23 protein-coding genes are annotated in these 21,356 nt (G+C 46.9%); 19 read left to right on the top strand and 4 right to left on the bottom strand.

The window, feature by feature from the left end; all coding sequences use genetic code 11:
* Window positions 1-54 precede the first annotated feature (54 nt).
* From rplO to ACO08K_RS06380, 17 genes are all read left to right on the top strand, one after another.
* Window positions 55-501 carry a 50S ribosomal protein L15 gene (gene rplO / locus ACO08K_RS06460; protein WP_421795573.1) on the top strand — a complete coding sequence of 149 codons (447 nt, stop codon included), beginning with the start codon at window positions 55-57 and terminating at the stop codon, window positions 499-501.
* 9 nt (window positions 502-510) lie between these two features.
* On the top strand, window positions 511-1,878 hold the full coding sequence (gene secY / locus ACO08K_RS06455; protein WP_421795572.1) for a preprotein translocase subunit SecY: 1,368 nt from the start codon (window positions 511-513) through the stop codon (window positions 1,876-1,878).
* Between the two features lie 122 nt (window positions 1,879-2,000).
* Window positions 2,001-2,834 carry a type I methionyl aminopeptidase gene (gene map / locus ACO08K_RS06450; RefSeq protein ID WP_421795571.1) on the top strand — a complete coding sequence of 278 codons (834 nt, stop codon included), beginning with the start codon at window positions 2,001-2,003 and terminating at the stop codon, window positions 2,832-2,834.
* A 91-nt stretch (window positions 2,835-2,925) separates the two neighbouring features.
* Window positions 2,926-3,144, top strand: a complete 219-nt coding sequence (gene infA / locus ACO08K_RS06445; RefSeq protein WP_013767136.1) for a translation initiation factor IF-1 — start codon at window positions 2,926-2,928, stop codon at window positions 3,142-3,144.
* 42 nt (window positions 3,145-3,186) lie between these two features.
* Complete coding sequence (gene rpmJ, locus ACO08K_RS06440; RefSeq protein ID WP_044234117.1) at window positions 3,187-3,303, top strand: 50S ribosomal protein L36; 117 nt, start codon at window positions 3,187-3,189, stop codon at window positions 3,301-3,303.
* A 35-nt stretch (window positions 3,304-3,338) separates the two neighbouring features.
* Entirely contained in the window at window positions 3,339-3,716 is a 378-nt protein-coding gene (rpsM, locus tag ACO08K_RS06435; RefSeq protein WP_421795570.1) for a 30S ribosomal protein S13, read from the top strand.
* A gap of 120 nt (window positions 3,717-3,836) precedes the next feature.
* Window positions 3,837-4,226 (top strand): 30S ribosomal protein S11, encoded by a 390-nt coding sequence (gene rpsK / locus ACO08K_RS06430; RefSeq protein ID WP_013767138.1) that lies wholly within the window; start codon window positions 3,837-3,839, stop codon window positions 4,224-4,226.
* Between the two features lie 22 nt (window positions 4,227-4,248).
* Window positions 4,249-4,863, top strand: coding sequence for a 30S ribosomal protein S4 (gene rpsD, locus ACO08K_RS06425; RefSeq protein ID WP_421795569.1), 615 nt, complete (start codon window positions 4,249-4,251; stop codon window positions 4,861-4,863).
* A 175-nt stretch (window positions 4,864-5,038) separates the two neighbouring features.
* On the top strand, window positions 5,039-6,037 hold the full coding sequence (locus tag ACO08K_RS06420) for a DNA-directed RNA polymerase subunit alpha (RefSeq protein ID WP_421795568.1): 999 nt from the start codon (window positions 5,039-5,041) through the stop codon (window positions 6,035-6,037).
* 222 nt (window positions 6,038-6,259) lie between these two features.
* On the top strand, window positions 6,260-6,781 hold the full coding sequence (gene rplQ / locus ACO08K_RS06415) for a 50S ribosomal protein L17 (RefSeq protein ID WP_421795567.1): 522 nt from the start codon (window positions 6,260-6,262) through the stop codon (window positions 6,779-6,781).
* A 231-nt stretch (window positions 6,782-7,012) separates the two neighbouring features.
* Window positions 7,013-8,128 (top strand): glutamine-hydrolyzing carbamoyl-phosphate synthase small subunit, encoded by a 1,116-nt coding sequence (gene carA / locus ACO08K_RS06410; protein ID WP_421795566.1) that lies wholly within the window; start codon window positions 7,013-7,015, stop codon window positions 8,126-8,128.
* A 99-nt stretch (window positions 8,129-8,227) separates the two neighbouring features.
* The gene (gene eno, locus ACO08K_RS06405; protein WP_421795565.1) at window positions 8,228-9,517 is read left to right on the top strand and encodes a phosphopyruvate hydratase; all 1,290 of its coding nucleotides are present in this window, start codon (window positions 8,228-8,230) and stop codon (window positions 9,515-9,517) included.
* 74 nt (window positions 9,518-9,591) lie between these two features.
* The gene (locus tag ACO08K_RS06400; RefSeq protein ID WP_421795564.1) at window positions 9,592-9,900 is read left to right on the top strand and encodes an FtsB family cell division protein; all 309 of its coding nucleotides are present in this window, start codon (window positions 9,592-9,594) and stop codon (window positions 9,898-9,900) included.
* 106 nt (window positions 9,901-10,006) lie between these two features.
* Window positions 10,007-10,879: a succinate--CoA ligase subunit alpha gene (sucD, locus tag ACO08K_RS06395; protein WP_421795563.1), complete on the top strand. Its 873-nt coding sequence runs from the start codon at window positions 10,007-10,009 to the stop codon at window positions 10,877-10,879.
* A 164-nt stretch (window positions 10,880-11,043) separates the two neighbouring features.
* Window positions 11,044-12,261, top strand: coding sequence for a TCR/Tet family MFS transporter (locus tag ACO08K_RS06390; protein ID WP_421795562.1), 1,218 nt, complete (start codon window positions 11,044-11,046; stop codon window positions 12,259-12,261).
* Between the two features lie 14 nt (window positions 12,262-12,275).
* Window positions 12,276-13,232: a glycosyltransferase family 2 protein gene (locus ACO08K_RS06385; protein ID WP_421795561.1), complete on the top strand. Its 957-nt coding sequence runs from the start codon at window positions 12,276-12,278 to the stop codon at window positions 13,230-13,232.
* A 79-nt stretch (window positions 13,233-13,311) separates the two neighbouring features.
* A complete protein-coding gene (locus tag ACO08K_RS06380; protein WP_421795560.1) occupies window positions 13,312-13,713 on the top strand; it encodes an SET domain-containing protein in 402 nt (133 codons plus the stop codon).
* 12 nt (window positions 13,714-13,725) lie between these two features.
* Here ACO08K_RS06380 and ACO08K_RS06375 read toward each other — a convergent pair whose 3' ends face one another.
* Both ACO08K_RS06375 and ACO08K_RS06370 read right to left on the bottom strand, forming a co-directional pair.
* A complete protein-coding gene (locus tag ACO08K_RS06375; protein WP_421795559.1) occupies window positions 13,726-15,249 on the bottom strand; it encodes a hypothetical protein in 1,524 nt (507 codons plus the stop codon).
* 478 nt (window positions 15,250-15,727) lie between these two features.
* Window positions 15,728-16,771, bottom strand: coding sequence for a UDP-glucose--hexose-1-phosphate uridylyltransferase (locus ACO08K_RS06370; RefSeq protein ID WP_421795558.1), 1,044 nt, complete (start codon window positions 16,769-16,771; stop codon window positions 15,728-15,730).
* A 234-nt stretch (window positions 16,772-17,005) separates the two neighbouring features.
* Between ACO08K_RS06370 and ACO08K_RS06365 the strand changes: the two genes are divergently transcribed.
* The gene (locus ACO08K_RS06365; RefSeq protein ID WP_421795557.1) at window positions 17,006-18,178 is read left to right on the top strand and encodes a glycosidase; all 1,173 of its coding nucleotides are present in this window, start codon (window positions 17,006-17,008) and stop codon (window positions 18,176-18,178) included.
* Window positions 18,179-18,280: 102 nt separating this feature from the next.
* A complete protein-coding gene (locus tag ACO08K_RS06360) occupies window positions 18,281-19,480 on the top strand; it encodes an AGE family epimerase/isomerase (protein ID WP_421795556.1) in 1,200 nt (399 codons plus the stop codon).
* A 77-nt stretch (window positions 19,481-19,557) separates the two neighbouring features.
* Here the strand turns inward: ACO08K_RS06360 and ACO08K_RS06355 are convergent, their stop codons facing one another.
* Window positions 19,558-20,223: a hypothetical protein gene (locus ACO08K_RS06355; RefSeq protein WP_421795555.1), complete on the bottom strand. Its 666-nt coding sequence runs from the start codon at window positions 20,221-20,223 to the stop codon at window positions 19,558-19,560.
* Between the two features lie 10 nt (window positions 20,224-20,233).
* A complete protein-coding gene (locus ACO08K_RS06350; RefSeq protein ID WP_421795554.1) occupies window positions 20,234-21,211 on the bottom strand; it encodes an SH3 domain-containing protein in 978 nt (325 codons plus the stop codon).
* Between the last annotated feature and the right edge of the window lie 145 nt (window positions 21,212-21,356).

Here is a 21,356-nt window from a genome sequence, read left to right as displayed (position 1 = left end):
CGTTATTTTTTATAACTTGCACACTCATCGCTGATTTGCTCAAAACATAATGCAATGGAATTGCATAATTTGAAACCTGCACAAGGTTCTAACAAAAGTAGAAAACGCATCGCACGCGGCCAGGGCTCTGGCCACGGAGGTACTTCTACTCGTGGTCACAAGGGGGATGGGGCTCGTTCTGGTCACTATACCAAGCGTAACTTTGAAGGCGGTCAAATGCCACTTCAAATGCGTTTGCCAAAGGTCGGCTTTAAGAACCCGAACCGCGTAAGCTACGTTCCATTTAACTTAGGTCAAATTCAGGAAATCGCTGAAAAACACGGCGTGGATACCATTAGCGCGGAGTTTTTACTGGAGAAAGGCTACACCAGCCGGACTGAAAAAGTAAAGATTCTGGGTGCAGGTGAACTGACCTCTAAATTGAATGTAAGTGCTCACGCGTGTTCTGCATCTGCCAAGGAAGCCATCGAGAAACTCGGCGGAAGTGTAAACATCGCTTAATTCTGAACGATGAAAAGGTTTTTCACCACTCTTCGTAACATTTGGGAGATTAAGGAATTGCGTACGCGCATTTTGTTCACACTCGGAATGATCCTGATCTTCCGCGTTGGCTCCTTTATCGTACTCCCAGGCGTGCTTCCTTCAGTTCTGGAGGCGCAATCTCAAAGTGATGACAATTCACTCTTGGGTTTGATCAACGCTTTCACGGGTGGCGCCTTTAGCCAAGCCTCGGTTTTTGCATTGGGTATCATGCCCTACATTACCGCATCGATCATCATTCAGTTGTTGGGCTTTGCTGTTCCGTACTTCCAACGTTTGCAAACCAAAGAAGGGGAATCCGGCCGCAAAAAACTGAACTCGATCACCCGTTTGTTGACGGTGGCCATTACCTTGGTACAAGGTGGCGGTTACCTGCGCTACCTGTTCTTCTTAAAAGCAGTAGATCCCAATATTCCTCAAGGTATTTTCTGGTTCTCCAACATCATCATCCTGGCTGCCGGTACGGTATTCGCGATGTGGTTGGGCGAAAAAATTACCGATAAGGGTTTGGGCAACGGTACTTCTTTGATCATCATGGCGGGTATCATTGCACGTCTTCCTTTCGCTTTGGGCTTCGAATTCCAATCTCAATTGGACAGCAATGGTTTGTTGTTCTTTGTAGTGGAAATGGCGCTCTGGTTTGGGGTAGTCTTGCTGTCCATCATGATTATTCAGGCAGTGCGGCGAATACCCATCCAAATGGCTAAGAAAGCAGTAGGCCGGAACGATAGTGTAGGCATGCGCTCTGAGCAGGATTATATTCCGCTTAAGTTGAATGCTTCCGGTGTAATGCCAATCATCTTTGCACAGGCTTTGATGTTCCTGCCAACTACGGCAGCTCAATTCAGTGCAACGGGTGGTACTGCAACTACTGGTATTCTTGCTGCTTTGAACGACTTTACTAGTGTGCCATACAACTTGGTCTACTTCCTGTTGATCGTTGTATTCACCTATGTGTATACCGCTCTGATCGTCAATCCGCAAAACTATGCGGAGTACCTCAAGCGCAACAACGCTTTCATTCCTTCGGTAAAACCAGGGCAACCAACTGCTGATTACATCGATGCCATTACTTCCCGTATTACCCTGCCTGGTGCAGTATTTTTGGGAATCATTGCAATTCTGCCCGCATTTGCAGCTGGAATCGGCATCAACCGTAACTTCGCTGTGTTCTTTGGTGGTACTTCTTTGCTGATCATGATTTCCGTTATTCTGGATACGCTGCAGCAAATTGAAAGTCATTTGTTGATGCGCAAGTACGAAGGTTTGACCAAGTCTGGACGGATTCAAGGCCGTGCCACACAAAGTCGCCTTCAGGGTATTGGCGACTCAATCTAGACGAGTTTATCCAAAACTTCGCTCAATTAAAGGCGGTTGGTAAATTGGCCAGTCGCCTTTAATTGCTAGTGATCGAGTGCAATTGGTCATTTTTACTGTTGACCATACTCAATAATGACTCTATGGTATATTACAAAACTGATGAAGAGGTAGAATACATCCGCAAAAGTTGTCTCCTGGTTTGTGACGCTTTAGCACATGTAGCCTCTATCATTCGTCCGGGTATTACAGCCAAAGAGATTGATACCGCTGCCGAAACATTGATTCGCGATCACGGTGCAGAGCCAGCGTTCAAAGGATACCGTGGCTTTCCAGCTACACTTTGTGTTTCAATCAATGAGCAGGTAGTACACGGCATCCCTACGGGATCTATCGTTTTTAACGATGGCGACATCGTATCGGTGGATTGTGGAGTGCAGTGGAACGGTTTTTTTGGTGATGCAGCCTATACTTTTCCGCTCGGCAATGTCAGCGAAAAAGTAATGGAACTATGTCGGGTAACCAAAACCTCGCTTTACAAAGGTATTGAACAGGCAGTAGTCGGTCATCGCGTAGGCGACATCAGCTTTGCCATTCAAAACTACGTTGAGAAGGGTTTCAACTACGGGATAGTACGTGAATTGGTTGGACACGGAGTTGGTCGTAATTTGCACGAAGAACCCGAAGTTCCCAATTACGGCAAACGGGGCAAAGGCATCAAGATGTTAGATGGTTTGGTCATCGCGATTGAACCAATGGTGAACCTGGGAAAAAAAGAAGTGATGACGGCCAAAGATGGCTGGACGGTCGCCTCCAAGGACCGTTTGCCTTCGGCTCACTACGAACATACAGTAGTGGTCCGCCGTCAGAAAGCAGATATTCTTTCCAGCCACGTACCTATTGAGGCCGAAATTGCCAAAAATAGCGAAGTAAGGGAAGTAAGTTTGAAAGGCGCAGGGGTCTTACAACCCGCCTAAATGGACTTATTGCCCATTAACTGTAATTTTTTTCAAGGAATGAGGAGAAAGATCAACAAACATGTTTATCTTTGCACTCCGAAATCGGACCATGGCTAAAAAAGATTTGATCAAACAAGACGGAATTATTGAAGAAGCACTCTCTAACGCAATGTTCAGAGTGCGTCTCGAAAATGATCACCAGATCATTGCCACCATTTCCGGGAAAATGCGTATGAATTATATCCGTATTCTCCCTGGTGACAAAGTTTCGGTGGAAATGTCTCCCTACGACTTGTCGAGGGGGCGTATCATTTATCGCTACAAGTAATCGCCGTCCGCTGTTTGGAATACCTGATAAACAACTCGAACCATGAAAGTTAGAGCATCGGTTAAGAAGCGATCCGTAGATTGCAAGATCGTTCGCAGGAAGGGCAAAGTTTACATCATTAACAAGAAAAATCCTAAGCTGAAGCAGCGCCAGGGTTAATCCCCGTTGCTGCAAGGATTAAAAAGCACACGAAGATGGCTCGTATCGCAGGTATCGATCTACCCAGACACAAGCGCGGCGTTATTGCCCTTACTTATATCTTTGGCGTTGGTGCAACCACCGCGAAAAAAGTATTGGCTGAGGCTGGTGTAAGTGAAGACACGAAGGTAGAAGCTTGGACTGACGAAAACATTCGCGAGATTTCTCGCATTGTCACTTCCGAGTACAAGACCGAAGGTGAACTAAAAACAGAAGTTACGATGAGCATTAAGCGTTTGCAGGATATCGCCTGCTACCGTGGATTGCGTCACCGTAAAGGACTACCTCTGCGTGGACAACGTACTCGTACAAATGCTCGTACGCGTAAAGGACCACGTAAAACGGTGGCTAACAAGAAGAAAGCAACCAAGTAATATCGGCATAGAAGAGGTCGAAGCTTTTGGCACTCCCACGGTTGAAACCGTAGGCTGGAATTCACGCCAGATCAACTTCACTGTTCTTTTATGTGCCTGATTCAAAAACATTTTTATTAAATGGCAAAGGCGAATAAGAAAGTTAAGAAGCGCAATGTAAAAGTTGAATCGGAAGGGTACGCATTCGTACAGGCTACGTTCAACAACATCATTGTCTCGTTAACTAACAAAACTGGCCAGGTAATATCCTGGTCTTCAGCAGGTAAGTCGGGGTTCAAAGGTTCCAAAAAGAACACCCCTTATGCCGCTCAGGTGGCTGCGACAGATGCAGGTAAGGTAGCTTACGATGCAGGAATGCGTGTTGCTGAAGTTTTCGTTAAAGGTCCGGGCTCTGGCCGTGAAGCCGCTATCCGCGCGCTTGACCAAGCTGGCATCCGTGTTACGAAAATTAAAGATGTAACGCCGGTACCCCACAATGGCTGCCGCCCTCCGAAACGTAGACGTGTATAATCCTTAAAAGCAATTCATCACAATGGCAAGATATACGGGTCCAAGGACCAAGAAAGCTAGAACGTTCGGAGAAGCCATTTACGGTGCGGATAAGTATTTTGAACGCCGCAAATTTCCTCCTGGTCAGCACGGTGCCATGCGTAAGCGCCGTCAACGTTCTGATTATGCAGTTCAGTTAGCCGAAAAACAAAAGGCTAAATATATCTATGGTGTTTTGGAACGTCAGTTCCGTGGCACTTTTGAAAGAGCTACCGCGAAGCACGGGGTAACCGGCGAATGGTTGCTCAAATTGCTTGAAGCTCGTTTGGACAATGTGGTTTACCGCATCGGTTTGGCTCGCACACGTAGTGGAGCGCGTCAGCTGGTCAGCCACAAACACATTCTGGTTAACGGCATCCTTTCGAACAGCCCTTCTCACCAATTGCGTCCTGGTGACGTGATTTCGGTGCGTGGTAAGTCGCAAAGTATGGAAGTTATCCGCGATAGTGTTGCCAACCGCAGCCCAGAATCTCGCAGATTTACCTGGTTGGAATTCAACCCTGATAAACTCGAAGGACGTTTCATTGAGTACCCTACTCGGGACGTAATTCCCGAAAAGATCAACGAACAGCTGATCGTCGAATTGTACTCTAAGTAATCGCAACGTTTAGGTGCTTAAAGGTTTTATTTTATAGCTGGAGAATGAACAATTCGAGGGTATAAAATAAAGCCTTTAGGTGCTTCAACATACTTTGTTTGGAGATCAACGTTGGAAGACGTTCTGACGTGTAGAGACCGGTCAATTCATCCTTCTCAAAGTCCATTATCCGCATATGAGCATTCTTAATTTCCAGAAGCCGGACAAGATCGTAATGCAAAAAGCCAACGATTTTGAAGGTCTTTTTGAGTTTAAACCCCTTGAACCAGGCTTCGGTCAAACTGTAGGTAACTCCCTTCGCCGGGTGTTGCTCTCTTCCCTGGAAGGCTATGCAATTTCTGCAGTGCGCGTCGCTGGTGTCGACCATGAGTTCGGTACTATCCGTGGCGTTGTAGAAGATGTAGTGGAGATCATCCTGAACCTCAAGCAAGTTCGCCTGAAGAAAATGATGGGTGACGAAGACATTAGCACCGAAAAAATCTACCTGACCATCAATGGTAAGGAAGAGTTTCGCGCTGGTGACATCGAAGACCACACCAACGTTTTCCGGGTGATGAACCCTGAATTGTTGTTGTGCACCATGGAGCCATTCGTTAACCTGGAGGTGGAGTTAACCATCACTAAGGGGCGTGGCTACGTTCCTGCCGACGACAACCTGCCTAAAGATGCACCCATCGGCGTAATTCCGGTTGATGCCATCTACACCCCGATCAAAAATGTGTCTTATCGCATTGAGAACACGCGGGTAGGGCAACGGACCGACTACGAAAAGTTGACCATTGAGGTGAAAACGGATGGAACCATCCACCCCGAAGACGCCATCAAGGAAGCTTCCCGTATCCTGATCCAGCACCTGATGCTGATCACAGATGAAAATATCACCTTCGATGACGCTTCCAGCCGCGAAGACAACATTGTGGACGAGCACATCCTCCACATGCGCAAGCTGCTGAAAACTTCACTCGAAGATTTGGACCTGTCCGTTCGTGCGTACAACTGTCTCAAAGCTGCCAAGATCAACACTCTGGCTGAATTGGTACACTACGACACCCACGAGCTGCTCAAGTTCCGCAACTTTGGTAAGAAGTCTTTGGTGGAAATCGAAGAACTCCTCCAGGAAAAGGGACTTACCTTCGGCATGGACCTGTCCAAGTACAAACTCGACGAAGAGTAACTCTGGCAACCCACGGTTTTAACCGTGGGGGCCCACATACGGCTCAACCCATGGCTTTAGCCGTGGGAGCGTAACGTGGGAGCCTACATACACCACCCTCGCTTTAGTCTTGGGAGATGCTGTGGGTGCCTATATACATCACCAACCCAAGACTATAGTCCTGGGACCTTGCAATAACCGTCGCTTCCTGCGATAGTGTTGCGAAGACAAGAACTCAATAAAATGAGACACGGAAAAAAACACAACCACCTTGGCCGTAAGGCCGAGCACCGCCAGGCTCTGTTGATGAACCTGAGCATTGCGCTGATCACACACAAGCGCATCACCACTACTTTGGCCAAGGCAAAAGCACTGCGGGTGCATTTGGAGCCGCTGGTAACCAAAGCCAAAGACGACTCTACCCACAACCGCCGCGTAGTGTTCAGCTACCTCCAGAACAAGGAGGCGATCAAGGAGTTGTTTGATGTAATCGGACCAAAGGTAGGCGATCGCCCCGGTGGTTACCTGCGCGTCATCAAGATTGGCTTCCGTCGTAGTGACGCATCTGACATGGCGATCATCGAGTTCGTAGACTTCAACGAATTGTACAACCCAGGTGCTGAGGCTAAAGCGGACAGCAAACGTCGTCGCCGTGGCCGTGGTGGCAAAGCCAAAACTGAGGCTACGCCTGCAGCTACAACTACAGCTACCGAAGTTGTTGAAACAACTGAAGAAACTGCAACTGAAGCAGAAGATAAGGAATAAACCAATACGGATTATTCAAGGAAAAGGCGATGCTGGGGAAACCTGGTGTCGCCTTTTTTGTTGGGGAAAGTGGAAAATGAAGCTTTTTCCAAAGATAAGTTTACTTTCGACCCTTTTTTTGCTCTTGTTACCAATTAGAAGTCGTAATCAACAGAAAAAAAAACTATCAATCTTTCATTTTTCCTCCCCTTTTTCCCCATCAATCATTAATTTTGCACCCAAATTAAAGCAATGGAAGAGAAGTTCAGTAAAGAACCCAACTATACCCCCGCGATTCTATTACTGGAAGATGGTACCGTTTACCACGGGAAGGCTGCCGGAAAAATCGGCACCACCACCGGCGAAATCTGCTTCAACACCGGAATGACTGGCTACCAGGAAATTTTTACAGATCCTTCTTACTTCGGTCAATTGTTGGTGACCACCAATGCACACATTGGCAACTACGGCACCAAATCCAGTGAAGTAGAGTCGGGTAGCATCAAAATTGCCGGCCTAATTTGCAAAAACTTCACCGTTCAATATTCCCGCGACCAAGCCGACGACGATATCCAGGATTATTTCGAAAAAGAAGGCCTTGTAGGCATCTCCGACGTGGATACCCGTGCGATTGTGCGGCACATCCGCCACAAAGGTGCCATGAATGCCATTATTTCTTCTGAAATTTTGGATATTGTGGAATTGAAAAAAGAGTTGGCAAAAGTGCCTTCCATGGATGGGTTGGAACTGGCTTCCAAAGTAAGTACCACCGAGCCCTACTACGTGGGTGATCCCAATGCTAAGCACAAGGTGGCGGTACTTGATTTTGGTACCAAGCGCAATATCCTGGAGTGTATGTCCGAACGCGGTTGCTACCTCAAGGTATTCCCGGCTAAAACCACGTTGCCTGAGTTGCAGGAATTCAATCCAGACGGCTTCTTCTTTTCCAATGGCCCTGGCGACCCAGCTGCAATGGATTATGCCATCCAAACAGCCAAGGAAATCCTGAAGCAAGAAAAACCCATTTTCGGGATTTGTTTGGGCCACCAATTGTTGGCGCTGGCGCTGGATATTCCTACGTATAAAATGTTCAACGGCCACCGGGGCATCAATCACCCGGTAAAAAACCTGCTGACCGGACATTGTGAGATCACCAGCCAAAACCACGGTTTTGGGGTAGATCCACAGGCGATCCGGGACAAAGAAGCAACAGTAGAAGTGACCCACATCAACCTCAACGATGATACCATCGAGGGGATTCGGGTGAAGGGCAAAAAAGCTTTTTCTGTACAGTACCACCCGGAGGCAGCTCCCGGACCACATGACGCACGTTACCTGTTTGATGATTTTGTCAAACTAATGGAATAGACGATATAAACACAAACACCTGCCGGCATTGAAGTTGTTTTTTTATTGAAACAACTCCAGTTTTCGGCGTACCTTTTTCACCAAACAACACAAGGACTTATGAGTACCATTGTTGATGTTCACGCCCGGCAGATTCTCGACTCCCGCGGCAACCCAACGGTAGAAGTGGAAGTAACCACTGAAGACGGTTATTTTGGCCGTGCTGCCGTTCCATCCGGTGCTTCAACGGGCAAACACGAAGCAGTAGAGCTTCGCGACAATGACAAAAGCCAGTACCTGGGCAAAAGTGTAAACAAGGCGGTTAGCAACGTAATTGAAGAAATTGCGGATGAACTGATTGGCTTGGATGCAACTGAGCAAGTTTACATCGATAAACTGCTCATCGAGCTGGATGGTACCGAAAATAAAAGCAAACTAGGCGCTAACGCCATTTTGGGCGTTTCGTTGGCTGTTGCCAAAGCAGCGGCTGAAGCTTGTGGCCAACCACTTTACCGTTACATCGGTGGAGTAAATGCGGCTACGCTGCCCGTACCGATGATGAACATCCTCAATGGTGGTTCACATGCGGACAACAGCATCGACTTCCAGGAGTTCATGATCATGCCGATCGGTGCACCTACTTTCTCTGAGGCATTGCGTTGGGGAGCGGAAGTGTTCCACAACCTGAAAACGGTTCTCAAGAAAAACGGCTACTCTACCAACGTAGGGGATGAAGGTGGTTTTGCTCCCAACATCAAGTCGAATGAAGAAGCCATCGAAATCGTTTTGAAGTCGATCGAAGTAGCGGGTTACCGCCCCGGCGAAGACATCGTGATTGCGATGGACGCTGCAGCTTCCGAATTCTACAACGAAGAAGAAAAAGTATACCATTTCCACAAATCCAGCGGCGACAAGTTGACCTCATCTGAAATGGTGGGTTACTGGAAAAGCTGGGTGGACAAATACCCCATCGTATCTATCGAAGACGGTTTGGCCGAAGACGACTGGGATACCTGGGTAGAAATGACCAAAGTGTTGGGCAACCGCCTGCAAATTGTAGGCGACGACTTCTTTGTAACCAACACCAAGCGTTTGCGCGAAGGGATCGCCAGAAATGCAGCCAACTCGATTTTGATCAAAGTCAACCAGATTGGTTCTTTGACCGAAACCATCCAGGCGGTTGATTTGGCAACCCGTAATGCTTATACTTCCGTCATGAGTCACCGCTCTGGCGAAACCGAAGATACTACCATTGCCGATTTGGCCGTTGCATTGAATACCGGACAAATCAAAACGGGCTCCATGTCGCGCTCTGACCGGATCGCTAAATACAACCAGCTCCTGCGCATTGAGGAGGAATTGGCTGAAGCAGCGATCTATCCTGGTGCGGGCATTTTCCGTTGGCGGTAAGGGCAACCCTACGTGGTTGCCCCTACCACTGGGCGGCCACATAGGGCCGCCCCAACAATAAAACCTGAAAATTCATGAGCACTAATCCAATCCAACCCTTCATCAACCTGATTCCGGGGCCATTTCGGAACCGCTATATTTTGTTGCTGACGGTTTTTTTCTTTTGGATGATCTTCATCGACAAACACGATGTGATCACACAATGGAGATTGCAAAAAACCAAGGACAAGTTGGAGCAGGACAAGGAATACTACGCCAAAAAAATTCAGGAGGCCGAGCGGCAACGCAAAAACCTCCAGAAAAACGGCGAGCAGTTTGCCCGGGAAAAGTACTACATGAAGAAGGAAGGGGAAGATGTGTTCATCATTGAAGAAGAAAAATAAATAGCAAGGGTTCCATGGTCTCTGTTTAACACCAATCGACACTTCGGCTTTGCTCAGTGACCGATTGGTGTTAAACAGAAACTCCAACCCCCAAACACTTAATCACATGTCGGTTCTCGTTAATAAGAATTCCCGGATCATTGTACAGGGGTTCACAGGCAAGGAGGGCACCTTCCATGCCACACAAATGTTGGAGTACAAGACCAACCTGATCGGTGGAGTTACTCCAGGTAAAGGTGGAACAACACATTTGGACAAACCCGTTTGGGATACCGTTGAACAGGCGGTAAAGCAAGGGGGAGCCGACGTATCGGTGATTTTTGTACCACCTGCATTTGCTGCGGATGCCATTATGGAAGCTGCTGACGCAGGGATCAAAGTCATCATCTGCATCACGGAAGGAATTCCCGTACAGGATATGGTAAAGGTGAAGGCCTACATCGCCAACCGCGATTGCCGCCTGATCGGACCAAACTGTCCTGGGGTGATTACTCCTGACGAAGCCAAGTGCGGCATCATGCCCGGCTTTATCCACAAAAAAGGGACAATTGGCATCGTTTCCCGCTCTGGCACCTTGACCTACGAAGCAGTCGATCAAGTAACTAAAGCTGGCCTCGGACAATCCACTTGTATCGGCATCGGTGGTGACCCTATTGTTGGTACTTCTACCAAGGAAGCGGTTGAATTGCTGATGAACGACCCAGAAACGGAAGCCATCATCATGATTGGTGAGATTGGTGGGGGCATGGAAGCTGAAGCAGCCCGCTATGTGAAAAAATATGGTACCAAGCCTGTAGTTGGGTTCATCGCGGGCCAAACTGCACCCAAAGGCCGCAAAATGGGCCACGCAGGTGCCATCATCGGCGGTGCTGATGATACAGCTGAAGCAAAGATGAAAATTATGGAAGAGTGTGGTATTCATGTGGTACATTCACCAGCAGATCTGGGAAGTACCGTATTGAAAGCACTTGGAAGATAGTTGGATATAGATTCATTTATGCAAGAGCGTAAAGATGAGGAAATGCATCTTTACGCTCTTCTTGTTTTACCCGCTTATTTTTTTATCGTCCGTACTCATTTTTCACTTTTCGTTATCCGCTGCTTATCTTCACCACGTTAACTGACCGTCCAAATTCAACCTACATGAGTCAAAAACGCCAAAACTCTGCACTCACCTTTATTTTTATCACCATGCTCATCGACGTTACGGGCCTGGGGATCATCATTCCGGTAATGCCCAAACTCATCATGGAGCTGAGCGGAGAAAGTTTGAGTTCGGCGGCACGTTATGGGGGCTGGATGATTTTTGCTTATGCTTCGATGCAATTCATTTTTTCACCGATTTTGGGCGGATTGAGTGACCAGTACGGACGTAGGCCAGTGTTACTTTTTTCGTTGCTGGGGTTTGGGATTGACTATATCGTGCTGGGTTTTGCCCCAACGCTGGGCTGGCTGTTTGTGGGCAGGATTATTGCTGGCATTACCGGCGCTAGTTTCACTACAGCAGGCGCTTATATTGCCGATGTGAGTCCACCCGAAAAACGTGCTCAAAACTTTGGATTGATTGGCGCTGCGTTTGGCCTGGGCTTTATTATGGGGCCAGTATTGGGGGGCTTTTTAGGCGAATATGGGGCAAGAGTCCCATTTTTTGTATCGGCTGGCCTGACCTTGGTCAATTGGTTGTACGGTTATTTTGTATTGCCGGAATCTCTTTTGCCTGAAAATCGCCGTCCTTTTGAATGGTCGCGTTCCAATCCCATCAATTCCCTGCTGAATTTGCGTCGCTATCCCATCGTACTCGGATTGGTTTTCCCCAATGTGCTGATCATGATTGCAGGCTTTGCCACCCAAAGTACCTGGACTTTTTACTGCATGGGCAAATTTGGGTGGACGGAAAAAATGGTAGGCCTTTCTCTGGGTTTTGTAGGGGTTATGGCCGCTCTGGTGCAAGGTGGACTTACTCGTGCCATCATCCCTAAGTTGGGCAATTACCGGTCCATTTCGGTAGGTTTGATCTTGTATGGTATTGGTTTTGTGCTGTATGCCCTTGCTAACCAAGGTTGGATGATGTTTGCTGTCACGGCCCTCGCTTCTTTGGGAGGGATTGCGATGCCTGCTTTGCAAGGAGTGATGTCGAACCAGGTTCCAATGAATGAACAAGGCGAATTGCGCGGTGCACTCACCAGTGTAATGAGCCTTACCTCGGTGGTTGGGCCGTTGATCATGACCCAATTGTTTGGCTATTTTACCTCTGCGGCCGCTCCAATTCAGCTGCCTGCCGCGCCGTTTTGGTTGGCATCAGTGCTGATCTTTTTTAGTTGGCTGCTGATCGTTAATAGCTTACGCGGGCTAAAAATTTAAACATTGCTGATTCCATGAACACCGAAATCCACCCAAAGTTATTGTCGCTTCTTATTCCGGCCTTTAACAGTGAAAAACGACTCCGGCCAGCATATGAGGCATTGCGTGATTGTTTGGAAAAGGAAAATATCCCCTTTGAAATGCTCATCATCGACGATGGCTCCAAAGACAATACCTGGGAGTTGATGCAAACACTGGCTTCAGGAGACCCTCGGGTACGTCCTTTTCGCATGAGTCGCAACTACACCTCGCCATATGTGCATTTTGCTGGGATGTCGGTGTGCAAAGGGGCTTGTATCACTTTTATGCCCGACGATCTACAACGCCCTCTGGAAACCATGGTGGAATGTTACCGAATTTGGGAGCGGGGTCACAAGTTGGTCATTTCCTACCGTACTTCCCGCAACGATGGCTGGTTGAACGATCTTTTTTCCAATACCTATTACCGCATCATGAATGCCTTATCGGAGGTTACCTTTCCCCCGGGTGGTGCCGATGGTTTTTTGGCCGATCGAGAAATCATCGATATCATGAATAGTTGCATCCATCCCATCCATACTTCTTCGGTGGTGGAGGTACTGCGATTGGGTTTTGATCCGGTTTTTGTACCTTACGACCGCCCCTCACGCCCGGGTAAATCGCGCTGGACCTGGCAGAAAAAAGTTCGCCTGGCAATGGATACTTTTTTCTCCTCCTCGGCTTTTCCCATTCGAGCGATTACCTATCTTGGGCTGGGGATTTCGCTGCTCTGTCTTTTGGCTATTCCTCTGCTGGTTTATGCCCGCTTTTTTGCTGAAAGTCAATTGTTTGGTTTTGCGATCCCTGGTTGGACAACCATCATTACGCTGGTTGCCTTCTTTAATGGACTCGTGCTCTTTTGTTTGGGCATCGTAGCCGAATACATCTGGCGGATTTATGAAGAAGTAAAAGGGAGGCCAGGTTTTTTGTTACGCAAAGAAGACAAAGAATAAAGATGAAAGATAAAAGATGAGTGATGAAAGCAGTAACTTTTCACTCTTCTTCACTTTTCACTTTTCACTTAAGATAACTATGCAACGCATTCCTTCGATCTATTTTGGGCCCAGTGAATTGGGTGGACGTGGAGTTTTTTCGACTGAACCCATTCAGGCTGATTCCCTGATTGAAATTTGCCCGGTTATTGCTTGCCCTAAGGAAGACTTGCCGGTTATCCATAAAACCTTCCTGCACGATTATTATTTTTTGTGGGGTGAAAACGACGACGAGTGTGCGATCGCACTGGGGTTTGGCTCCTTGTACAACCATTCGCGGCAGTCTAATGCCCGGTATTGGTGTGATCCGGACAATGCCATTATCGAAATTTGGAGCATTCGGGACATTGAAGTAGGGGAGGAGATTACCGTAAATTACAATGGGGATCCGGAAATACAGGATCCGGTGTGGTTTGAGGAAGGGGGTAGTAGTGAACTATAAATTGGTCAACATTTACCCCAACGTAGCCAATTGTTTCAAAATCCATGACCGATAGGACAAAGGAGCATTGTTGTCTATCAGCTTTTGGATGTCCTGGAGAATGGCTTTTTTCTCCTCTTGTTTGGCTTTGCTTTGTAACAAGAAAAGTTTGGAGGCGACAATTCGAAAATTTTGGTGTTGAGCAGCTCTATCTTCGCTCAAGCGATTGCTTTCGATTAATCGTTGACAAAATTTCTTTAGGTTGTCAATGTTTCGTTCCAGTTCATCTACTGTATCGCCGTCTTTTTGTCTCATTAACATGATATCATAACTGAGCATGACCCTCAACTCCTTGGCGCGTAAATCGTATTTAAGGCTTTTTTTAGAATTCAATGGAAAAGTATTATTCAACAAGGCTAGGGCTTCCACTATTTTATTCTCTTTTTGCAATGCAGAGGTTTGACACAAACTCAATACCTGGTCTTTGACTTTTTGATCCAGCATTTTGGTGTACGTCTCTTGAAAGAAGCTTAGCTCTTTATTTTTCCCCAAGGCGAGAGCAATCAAATAAAAATTCATGTATTCATCCTCTGAGGTTGTTCCATCAAGGCCATAGAGCCCTTTTTGGCTAATGTATTCATACCACTCAAAAACCTCATCTAGCCAAGGGCTACCCAGCTGAGTATAAACGATATAGAGGTAATTACTGCAGGTTTTGGCCAAAATCAGCTGATCCACCTTGGCCAGTTCATATTGTCCATTAAAAAAGGTTTTTTTAAAATCGAAATAATCAGGAGAAGGTATTTCATCTGTGCATTTCAAAATCTTGATCAGGGTAATGTACAATTCGATCAAGGTGGGAAATTTAGCCTGTGTGGTCAAAATGTGTTCAAGGGCAAGATTAAATTGTGCAATTAGTGGCTCATTTGGCACATTGCGATTGAGCATTTCCAGGTAATTTCTGAGGAAAGTAACTTGATTGAACGTGTCAAAGGCGGCGATGTTGCGGTCAAAAATGCTTTGAGCTGAAGAGTGATCGGTATACTTGTGATAATAACACTGATGTTCCAGCCACCATTTGTCAGCAGCTACCATAATAGTAAGCTGGCTTTTATTGAGGCTTGTACGAAAATCGGTCGCTGCCTTTAAGAATAAGTCATTGTTTTTGCGCTCCTTAAGGCTTTTGACCAGCAAGCGTTGGTATACAAGTTTTTCACCCATGACTTGTTGATAAACCAAAAAATGCTCGATCAAGCCAATTAAGGTCTTTAATTGTTCAATAAATTTGGACCAATGGGTCGACAAATGCTCGGCCTTTCGTCCAGATGAGTATTTCCTGATCAGGGCTTCATTAGTAAATTTTACATTTTTATTGTTTTTAAAATGGGTGCTGAGGTATGTGCTTAGGTCTAGAACTTGCTGATTGCAAGCGTGCATAGGGCTATTCATAAAATCCTTTAAAAGTACCCGCTCTGAGGTGCTTAGCCCTAACCAATAGGAATGATATTGCTCAATTAGGTTTTCTGCATCCTGCTCAAATGCTTCAGATTCGGTCATAGGAAATTAAACTTTGATTAAACTTCTTCAATTTGTTGACAAATAGACAGTTGTTTTGTGTTGAGAGGTGTAAAAATTTTGTTCAAAAATCAAACAAGACAATGGCGTCTTTTTGGTTGTTGACCCAAGAATCTACCTTTGTATCAACACAAAAGAAATGGAACCAAAGTTTATCCTCTTCCAAGAAATACGGCATAGCTCCGTCCATCCTGGCTTAATCCAAGAAGCCCAGACTAATTCCCCGTCGAACGGAGTTCTGCTTGCTCTCCTCATTCTTGGAGCTAAAACAAATTAAACTTTGGTGTTCGGGAGCCAGAGAACCTTGGGGTTCTCTTGGTTCCCATTTAAAAGTAATTTTTTTTTGTAAAGCACGCTCAAAATTATCGCTCAGGTCAAACCAATTTTGCCAAATTGTTAAAAAGACCTGGGCCTTCGGGCCGAGGTTGCTGATCAGCCTTCGGCTCTTTTTTTATCTATTTCAGGCCTCTGAATAATGAAGTCCTGACAGGTTTCTCAATCGCTCTGCTGCGTACTCTGCTGTCACATCTCGTTGGGGTTCAGCAAAAAGCTCATAACCCACCATGAATTTTTTGACTGTAGCCGAACGCAACAGCGGCGGATAAAAACTCATGTGCCAATGCCATTCGGGATGTTCCTGGCCATCGGTAGGGGCTTGATGGATGCCTGCAGAATAGGGAAAAGAAGTTTCAAATAAATTGTCGAAACGGATGGTCAAGGCTTTCAGGATTTCGGAAAAAGCATGTTTTTCCTCTTCAGCCATCCCCGTGATGTCCCGCATCTGGCGACGGGGGATGATCATGGCTTCGTAAGGCCAGATGGCCCAAAAAGGCACCAGGGCAACAAAATTCTCGTTTTCCAGCACAATCCGGCTGCCTTCCTTTAACTCTTGAGCGAGATAATCACCCAACAAGCTACGCTGATTATCATGCCAGTACTGGTCTTGCTGGATGGTTTTTAGCCGTGTCTCTTGAGGAATTGTAGATTGAGCCCAGATTTGGCCATGCGGATGAGGGTTGCTACAACCCATAATTTCACCTTTATTTTCAAAAATCTGCACGTGTTGGATAAAATCGATGGCACCCAATTCCTGGTACTGCGCTTGCCAGAGTTCAATTACTTTGCTGATGGCCGACACCTCCATTTGTGGCAAGGTGAGCCCATGATCTGGGGAGAAACAGACTACTTTACAGATGCCGCGTTCTCCTTTGGCCTGGAGCAGTCCCTCTTGAAAAGGCGCATCAGATGAAACTTCCAACAAGGCGGCAAAATCATTGGTGAAGACAAAAGTATCAGGATAATTGGGGTTTTGGCCCCCCCCCACGCGCTCGTTGCCTGGGCAGAGGTAACAAGTGGCATCGTAACTTGCTTTACGACTGGTATCCGCTTTTTCAACTTTGCCCTGCCAGGGGCGTTTGGTGCGGTGGGGCGAAACCAGTACCCACTCACCGGTGAGGATATTGTAGCGACGGTGGGGATGTTCGTAAAAGTCTAATGATTGCATGTTTATTTCTTTGGTGCAAAAATACACATTGACCAGCGCTTGAATAAGCTTTTTTCACAAATAACCGTTACAATTGTCCCCGTCAATTGTGACCACATACAACCCTTGTTTTACAATAGATTGTTCACTTTTGCTCTTGCAAGAAAACAATCGCCTGTAAGCGGGTTAAAGATCACAACAAACTCTTGATTTGGGATGAGGCAAAGGTGCCTCATCCCAGAAAATCAAACTAAAATGAGTACTTTTTTTCAGCAACGTTTGGCTCAATTGGAGGCCCAACACCAGGAGTTGATCCACACCCCCAATCAGGCAGTTATTCCTGGCAATGGTATTTTTGAGCGCCACCAAAACCCGGTGCTTACTGCTGCCCATACCCCCCTGTTTTGGCGTTACGATTTGAATCCACAAACAAACCCTTTTTTGATGGAGCGTTTTGGAATCAATGCAGTATTTAACGCCGGTGCCATCAAGTGGCAAGGGAAATATTTGGTAGCTGCACGGGTGGAAGGTATGGATCGAAAATCATTTTTTGCCATTGCCGAAAGCCCCAATGGTATAGATCAGTTTCAGTTTTGGGATTATCCGATCACCATGCCTGAAACCGCCGATCCCGATACCAATGTGTACGACCTACGCCTGGTGGCTCACGAAGACGGCTGGATTTACGGGCTGTTTTGCTCCGAACGCAAAGACCTTTCGGTCCCGGCTTCGGATACTTCTTCGGCAGTTGCACAGGCTGGTATGGCTCGCACCAAAGATTTGATCAATTGGGAACGGCTACCTGACCTAAAAACCGGGTCAGCTCAACAACGAAACGTGGTGTTGCATCCCGAGTTTGTCAATGGAAAATATGCCTTTTACACCCGCCCACAGGATGGTTTCATCAGTACAGGCACGGGCGGAGGCATCGGTTTTGGGTTGGCCGATAGCATGGAAAATGCAGTAGTCGAAAGTGAGACCATCATTCACGAGCGGCGTTACCATACGGTTTACGAAGTAAAAAATGGCCAAGGTCCGGCACCGATCAAAACTCCCTTTGGCTGGTTACATCTGGCGCATGGGGTGCGCAATACTGCGGCTGGATTGCGCTACGTCTTGTACCTGTTTATGACCGATTTACAGGATTTGACCAGGGTCATTCACCAACCTGCCGGGTATTTCCTGGCACCAGAAGGCGCTGAAAGGGTAGGGGATGTATCCAATGTAGCTTTTTCCAATGGCTGGATTCTGGATGATGACGGGACGGTTTTTATCTACTATGCTTCTTCCGATACCCGCTTGCACGTAGCTACTTCTTCGCTTGCTCGTTTGGTAGACTATTGCATCAACACTCCAGAGGATGGATTCCGCTCGGCAGCGAGTGTAGAAACCCTCAAGGCCATTATTCAAAGGAATAAGGCTTTATAGCAAAGTTTGATTTCGATTACGTCTAAGTTTGTTATACGCAAGGGCGAAGCACGGACACCCCGGAGTTCGGGGCTTCGCTCCTCGCTCTCATAACTTGAAAAAATGTTCTCCAAGGATAAAGCCATTTTCCATCAATTTGACGCCGAGCTCCAAAGTGAGTTGACCGAAATTCTGCATTTCTGGGCAACTCAAACCATCGACCATCGGCAAGGTGGATTTATTGGCAAAATGGACAACCAAGGTCTAGTGGATTATACGGCGCCGAAGGGGCTGGTGCTCAATGCCAGAATTTTATGGACTTTTTCTGCAGCTTACGCCAATCTCCATGATCCGATGTATTTGGCGGTAGCGCAGCGAGCCTTCGGCGTTCTTTCCACTCATTTTTATGATGCTCAATTTGGTGGCTTCTATTGGTCCGTTTCATCGGATGGATCTGCCCTGAATACCCGCAAGCAAATTTATGGCCAGGCTTTTGTATTGTATGCCTTGGCGGAGTACCTGCGGGTGTTGGATGAGGAGCAACAAGCGGAAATTTCACAATGGGCCGTCGATATTTTTAAGTGGATCGAAAAACACAGCTTTGACCCTCAAAACAATGGGTACTGGGAGGCGGTAGCCCAAGATGGCTCAGCCCTGGAAGACCTGCGTTTGAGCCCTCGCGATCGCAATGATCCCAAAACCATGAACACCCACCTGCACATTTTGGAGGCTTACGCCAATTTTTACCGCAGTTGGCCCGATCCGGAATTGCATCAGCAGCTCAAGAACCTGATTGATTTGTTTTTGGATAAAATCATCGATGCTCAAACGAATCACCTGATCTGTTTTTTTGATGCCGAGTGGAATCCCTCTCCGGCGCCTGTATCCTATGGACATGACATAGAAACAGCCTGGTTGTTGTTGGAGGCCGCCGAGATCGCAGGATATCGACTGGAGGATGCCCGCCGAATGGCCGTAGCGGTAGCGGAAGCCGCAGGGGAGGGTTTTGATGCCCAAAATGGAGCCTTGCTGTACGAAGACCATTTGCCTGAAAAACACTGGTGGGTAGAAGCGGAGGCTATGGTCGGTTTTTTGAATGCCTGGGAATTGACCCGTGCGGAGCATTTTTTTGGAAAATCCTTGTCCTGTTGGGCCTATATCCAAAATCATTTAAAGGACAAACTACATGGAGAATGGTTTTGGGGAATTGACGCGCAAGGAAAAATAATGTCGTCCGAAGACAAAGTGGGCTTTTGGAAATGCCCTTATCACAATACCCGCGCTTGTTTGGAAGGGATGCAGCGTATTCGCAAGTATTTATGAGCGAGAAAAGACTGTTTCATACATAATCAATAGTGTGTTAACCAGCCGCTTGGGAGTAAATCCTGACGGCTGGTTTTTTATACTTTTCGCTCCACCATTTCAAAAATGGCGATGGCCAACAAAATGGCTTCTTCCTCTTTGCTCAAATCATTGCGCACAAAGTCGAAACAACGCTGGCTCAAAGTGTCCTTGGCACCTGGCCGAGGAACCACGATATTCCCAACTGCCCGCCCCTGGATAGTCATCTCCATTTTTTCAGGCTTGGACTTGTCCAGTTTGGCAATCATTTTTTGACTACGCGCACCGATGAGTACCCCTGTTTTTTCGTTGTAAACGCCGAGTTGCTGCTGGTCAATCGCCAGATTGATTTCATCACCTTTGATCCAATAATTGTATTCGTGGTGATAGGTTTTGGCAAAAAGCAGGGCGTCCCGTTTGTTGGATAGATACTTGCGGTAATAATAAGCCGCAGCGGGTTCTTCAAAAATGGTTACAAAAACCCCGCGCTGATCGGTGGTGGCTCGTTTTTTGACACTTTTATCCATTTCCTTAGAGGACAGAGACTCCAGGTCTTCAGTGCGCAAGGGGGTCAGGTCGGGCATGGTTTTGAGCACTTCCTGGCGAATTGCCTTGAGGTCGGCCTGAATCTTTTTTTCTCCCGGCTTAAAATTGGGGAAGCTTTGTGAAAACAAATAAAAGCCTGCCCCGGCTACCATAATGGCTGAAATTGCGAGTATGCCCATTCTTTATTGTTTATTTCGTCCTACCTGACTGCACATCCGTTTGAAGGCCATAGGTTTCTGGCCTCTGGAGCTGTAGCAAGCGGGTTTCGAGTGCAATTTTATCCGCTTTAGTCAAGATCACCAAATCTGAGCGGCAGATTTGTGTCAATTCGGCAATAATCTTTTTCCGCGTCTCCCAAAAGGCGGCGCGAGAAGCAGTAATATCGTCAATGCAACGATTTTTAGCAGCAATAAGATCATCGCCAAAGGCCGTTTTTCGACGGTACAAGGCGTCCAACTGTTGAAGTGCTTGAAAATGCAGACCACGGCCCAGCAGGCTATGTGCTACATCGTGTTCGGTTTCGATGAGGTAATTGGGGTAAAGGTATTCAATGCTGTCTTGTGGAAATTGCTGGATGCACCAATCAAAAAAATCGTCATCACTTTGCCCTTTGGTTTGTTGTGATTTTCGCTGGTACACGCCAAAATGAGCGAAAAAATAGTAGTCATCCCGTTTCGGATTCATTTGAGGAACGACCCCTGGCAGTAACTGGGGCAACCAGGACAAATTGGGCAGGGTATAAGTAGGGTCTACCGCCACTGCGAAAGAAGTATGCAAGCCCATTGAATCCAGGATCTCGCGGAACTGATGGTAAGCCTGGGCCAATTCCAGGTCAGTTTGAGCTGCCTCAAAATTGTGTTTGTATTGATCCGTTTTTTGAGCTAAGGAAGTACCAAAAAGTGCAGCCAGGCGCTTGGATAGTACCTGTTGGGAGGCCTGCTCCTGTTGATTGTACAAAACGGCACCGTAAACCCAGCCGATTTCCCCTTTTTGCGTTTGCACCTTGAGCCAGGGCTCGATGTATCCCTGGCCATTCAGGGACAAGGGAGTCAAAAACGGACTGACCTCACCAAGATCTTGCAGCACCTCACCGTGTTTGAGCTTACGCAAAGCTTTGCCTTGGCTACCCGGGCTGGAGAACAGGCGTAAACCTGGTTTAAAAACCATGATTTGTGAAGGGCCCGTTGGAAAAGAACCGGATTTGGAAGAGCAGGAAAATAAGGTGAAAAAGAGAACAAGGCAGCATAGCGATTGGACAAATGCCTTAAAAAGGAGCTGCATATTGGCAGAGATTTGATCGGCGCAAAAAAAA

Origin of the sequence: Haliscomenobacter sp., assembly GCF_965225875.1 — a bacterium.
Lineage (GTDB): Bacteria > Bacteroidota > Bacteroidia > Chitinophagales > Saprospiraceae > Haliscomenobacter.
This window is presented reverse-complemented; position numbering and strand designations above follow the sequence as displayed.

What these genes read in the sequence shown, in the direction of transcription:
- eno (WP_421795565.1), top strand. Translation starts at nt 8,228, where the DNA reads ATGAGTACCATTGTTGATGTTCACGCCCGGCAGATTCTCGACTCCCGC.
- map (WP_421795571.1), top strand. Translation starts at nt 2,001, where the DNA reads ATGGTATATTACAAAACTGATGAAGAGGTAGAATACATCCGCAAAAGT.
- ACO08K_RS06375 (WP_421795559.1), bottom strand. Translation starts at nt 15,249, where the DNA reads ATGACCGAATCTGAAGCATTTGAGCAGGATGCAGAAAACCTAATTGAG.
- rpsK (WP_013767138.1), top strand. Translation starts at nt 3,837, where the DNA reads ATGGCAAAGGCGAATAAGAAAGTTAAGAAGCGCAATGTAAAAGTTGAA.
- ACO08K_RS06370 (WP_421795558.1), bottom strand. Translation starts at nt 16,771, where the DNA reads ATGCAATCATTAGACTTTTACGAACATCCCCACCGTCGCTACAATATC.
- ACO08K_RS06420 (WP_421795568.1), top strand. Translation starts at nt 5,039, where the DNA reads ATGAGCATTCTTAATTTCCAGAAGCCGGACAAGATCGTAATGCAAAAA.
- rpsM (WP_421795570.1), top strand. Translation starts at nt 3,339, where the DNA reads ATGGCTCGTATCGCAGGTATCGATCTACCCAGACACAAGCGCGGCGTT.
- ACO08K_RS06350 (WP_421795554.1), bottom strand. Translation starts at nt 21,211, where the DNA reads ATGGTTTTTAAACCAGGTTTACGCCTGTTCTCCAGCCCGGGTAGCCAA.
- ACO08K_RS06390 (WP_421795562.1), top strand. Translation starts at nt 11,044, where the DNA reads ATGAGTCAAAAACGCCAAAACTCTGCACTCACCTTTATTTTTATCACC.
- ACO08K_RS06385 (WP_421795561.1), top strand. Translation starts at nt 12,276, where the DNA reads ATGAACACCGAAATCCACCCAAAGTTATTGTCGCTTCTTATTCCGGCC.
- sucD (WP_421795563.1), top strand. Translation starts at nt 10,007, where the DNA reads ATGTCGGTTCTCGTTAATAAGAATTCCCGGATCATTGTACAGGGGTTC.
- rplO (WP_421795573.1), top strand. Translation starts at nt 55, where the DNA reads ATGGAATTGCATAATTTGAAACCTGCACAAGGTTCTAACAAAAGTAGA.
- ACO08K_RS06400 (WP_421795564.1), top strand. Translation starts at nt 9,592, where the DNA reads ATGAGCACTAATCCAATCCAACCCTTCATCAACCTGATTCCGGGGCCA.
- infA (WP_013767136.1), top strand. Translation starts at nt 2,926, where the DNA reads ATGGCTAAAAAAGATTTGATCAAACAAGACGGAATTATTGAAGAAGCA.
- secY (WP_421795572.1), top strand. Translation starts at nt 511, where the DNA reads ATGAAAAGGTTTTTCACCACTCTTCGTAACATTTGGGAGATTAAGGAA.
- carA (WP_421795566.1), top strand. Translation starts at nt 7,013, where the DNA reads ATGGAAGAGAAGTTCAGTAAAGAACCCAACTATACCCCCGCGATTCTA.
- rpsD (WP_421795569.1), top strand. Translation starts at nt 4,249, where the DNA reads ATGGCAAGATATACGGGTCCAAGGACCAAGAAAGCTAGAACGTTCGGA.
- ACO08K_RS06365 (WP_421795557.1), top strand. Translation starts at nt 17,006, where the DNA reads ATGAGTACTTTTTTTCAGCAACGTTTGGCTCAATTGGAGGCCCAACAC.
- ACO08K_RS06355 (WP_421795555.1), bottom strand. Translation starts at nt 20,223, where the DNA reads ATGGGCATACTCGCAATTTCAGCCATTATGGTAGCCGGGGCAGGCTTT.
- ACO08K_RS06380 (WP_421795560.1), top strand. Translation starts at nt 13,312, where the DNA reads ATGCAACGCATTCCTTCGATCTATTTTGGGCCCAGTGAATTGGGTGGA.
- rplQ (WP_421795567.1), top strand. Translation starts at nt 6,260, where the DNA reads ATGAGACACGGAAAAAAACACAACCACCTTGGCCGTAAGGCCGAGCAC.
- rpmJ (WP_044234117.1), top strand. Translation starts at nt 3,187, where the DNA reads ATGAAAGTTAGAGCATCGGTTAAGAAGCGATCCGTAGATTGCAAGATC.
- ACO08K_RS06360 (WP_421795556.1), top strand. Translation starts at nt 18,281, where the DNA reads ATGTTCTCCAAGGATAAAGCCATTTTCCATCAATTTGACGCCGAGCTC.